This window comes from Streptomyces sp. NPDC053673 (genome assembly GCF_055585225.1).
Window position 1 is genome coordinate 1 of the sequence record NZ_JBVJKN010000086.1, and the last position, 2,668, is coordinate 2,668.

A 2,668-nucleotide genomic window follows, 5' to 3' on the forward strand; every position below is an offset into this window, starting at 1 on the left:
TGCACGACGCCGCCGACTTCGACGCCGCGTTCTTCGGGATCTCGCCGCGTGAGGCGCTGGCCATGGACCCGCAGCAGCGGCTGCTCCTGGAGACCACCTGGGAGACCTTCGAGCGCGCCGGGATCGACCCGACGACGCTGCGCGGCAGCCAGACCGGAGTCTTCGTAGGCTCCAACGCGCAGGACTACCTCCACCTCTGGCTCAACGACTCCGACGGCCTCGAAGGACATCTCGGCACCGGCAACGCGGCCAGCGTCGTCTCCGGCCGCCTCTCCTACACCTTCGGCCTCGAAGGCCCGGCCGTCACCATCGACACCGCCTGCTCCTCCTCGCTCGTCACCCTGCATCTGGCGGCCAAGGCACTGCGACGCGGTGAATGCTCGATGGCGCTTGCCGGCGCTGTGACGATCATGTCTACGCCCGGCGCGTTCACCGAGTTCAGCCGGCAGCGAGGCCTCGCAGCCGACGCCCGCATCAAGGCGTTCGCCGCTGCCGCCGACGGTACGAGCTGGTCCGAAGGCGTCGGCATGCTCCTCGTCGAACGGCTCTCCGACGCCCGTCGCAACGGCCACCCGGTGCTCGCCGTGCTCCGGGGCTCAGCCGTCAACCAGGACGGTGCCAGCAACGGGCTCACCGCCCCGAACGGCCCCTCCCAGCAGCGTGTCATCCGTGAGGCGCTGGCCGACGCGGGCCTGTCCGCCACCGACGTGGACGCGGTCGAGGCCCACGGCACGGGCACGACACTTGGCGACCCGATCGAGGCGCAGGCTCTCCTTGCCACCTACGGTCAGGGTCGCGCGGCCGACCAGCCGTTGTGGCTCGGCTCGGTGAAGTCGAACATCGGTCACACGCAGGCCGTGGCCGGTGCGGCCGGTGTCATCAAGATGGTGATGGCGATACGGCACGGCGTGCTGCCGCAGACCCTGCACATCGACGAACCCACGCCGTACGTGGACTGGTCGGCGGGCGACATCGCCCTGCTGACCGAGCAGGTGGAGTGGCCGGAAACCGGGCGCCCGCGCCGGGCGGGCATCTCCTCGTTCGGATACAGCGGCACCAACGCGCACGCGATCATCGAGCAGGCGCCACAGAGCTCCGCCGAGCGCACGCACGCCGAGGACCTGCCGGAGCGCGCGCCCGCGACGCGGACCCTGCCGGTGTCTCCGTGGCTCGTCTCCGGCCGTACGGCCACGGCCCTGCGGGCCCAGGCGGAACGGCTGCACCCGATGGCGACCAGCATCGTGACGTCCTCCCGAGCCCGGGGGGCGCTCGACCTCGGCTACTCCCTGGCCACAAGTCGCGCGGCGCTGGAGCACCGGGCGGTCCTTGTCGGACTCGGTCCCGCCACGGGTGACGCGGCGTCGACTTCTCAGCTGGATGCGCTGGCCGCGCTGGCCGCCGGCGAGCAGGCGCCTGGCCTGATCCGGGGGACGGTGTCCGGTGGTGGCCTCGCGTTCCTGTTCACGGGGCAGGGGAGTCAGCGGCTGGGGATGGGCCGTGAGCTGTACGAGGGGTATCCGGTGTTCGCGGATGCGCTGGATGCGGTGTGCGCTCATCTGGATGTTCACCTTGAAGTGCCGCTGAAGGATGTGCTGTTCGGCTCGGACTCGGATGCGCTCGACCGGACGGCCTACACGCAGCCGGCGTTGTTCGCCGTTGAGGTGGCGCTGTTCCGGCTGGTCGAGTCCTGGGGTGTGAGGCCGGACTTCCTGGCGGGTCATTCGATCGGTGAGATCGCGGCTGCGCATGTGGCGGGCGTCCTGTCCCTTGAGGATGCGTGTGAGCTGGTGGCTGCGCGGGGCCGGTTGATGCAGGCGCTGCCGACGGGTGGCGTGATGATTGCGGTGGAGGCGTCGGAGGACGAGGTTCTTCCGCTGCTGTCCGATGGGGTGAGCATTGCGGCGATCAATGGTCCGCAGTCGGTGGTCATTGCGGGTGATGAGGACGCGGCGGTCGCGGTTGCCGAGGGCTTTCAGGCGCAGGGCCGTAAGGCGAAGCGGCTGGTCGTGAGTCATGCGTTCCATTCGCCGTACATGGACGGCATGTTGGAGTACTTCCGTGAGGTTGCGGAGCGGCTGTCGTACCAGTCCCCGCGTATCCCGGTGGTGTCGAACCTGACCGGCGCCCTGGTGTCGGACGAGATGGGCGCGGCCGATTTCTGGGTGCGGCATGTGCGTGAGGCGGTCCGGTTCCTGGACGGTGTCCGGGCTCTGGAGACTGCTGGGGTTACGACGTTCGTGGAGCTCGGTCCGGACGGTGTCCTGTCTGCTCTGGCGCAGGAGTGCGTGACCGAGGACGGGGCAGCGTTCGTGCCGGTTCTGCGAAAGGGGCGTCCTGAGGCGGAGGCGGTGGTCGCCGCTTTGGCTCAGGTGCATGTGCGGGGCGTGGAGGTTGATTGGGCGGGGTTCTTTGCCGGTACGGGGGCTGAGCGTGTTGATTTGCCGACGTATGCGTTCCAGCGGCAGCGTTACTGGCCGGAGACCGTGTTGTCGGCTGGTGGCTCGGTCGTCGGCGAGCTTGCGAACGCGGTGGATGCTCGGTTCTGGGATGCGGTGGAGCGTGAGGATCTCGCGTCGCTGGTGGCTGAGTTGGATGTGGATGATGACGCGTCCTTCAGTGAACTGATCCCTGCTCTGTCGGCGTGGCGCCGTCAGGGGCAGGAGCAGTC

General features: G+C 69.1%; 1 protein-coding gene. It reads left to right on the forward strand.

From position 1 onward, the window contains the following. On the forward strand, positions 1-2,668 hold a 2,668-nt coding region (locus ACZ6ZQ_RS38430), incomplete at both ends, for a type I polyketide synthase (RefSeq protein ID WP_469773177.1).